This is a genomic window from Shewanella sp. SG44-6 (assembly GCF_014164185.1).
Classification (GTDB): Bacteria; Pseudomonadota; Gammaproteobacteria; order Enterobacterales; family Shewanellaceae; genus Shewanella; species Shewanella vesiculosa.
Window position 1 is genome coordinate 1 of sequence record NZ_JACJER010000368.1, and the last position, 260, is coordinate 260.

Annotated in this window: 1 protein-coding gene; it reads right to left on the bottom strand. The window is 37.7% G+C overall.

The window, feature by feature from the left end; translation table 11 throughout:
* A partial coding sequence (locus tag H5185_RS22610; protein ID WP_182743385.1) for a helix-turn-helix domain-containing protein occupies nt 1-138 on the bottom strand: 138 nt, incomplete at its 3' end.
* Nucleotides 139-260 lie beyond the last annotated feature (122 nt).

The window sequence follows — 260 nt, forward strand, 5'->3', positions numbered from 1 at the left end:
ATCGTCTAGTAATACACGATAATTACCTCGACCTGGTAGCTTATGTCCTTTTAATCGCCCTTGAGCAATCCATCGACTTACGGTGCGCTGGTGTACATCGCAATATTGCGCAATGTCACTGGGTCGTAATGTCTTCATAGAATGTTATCCATCATATATCTTGATTAATTAACCGTTATAGCATAACTTAATCTAAGAGACAAATAAGACAAGCGAGAAATTAAGGACATTATGAGCTCATTAGAAACATCAATGCCTAT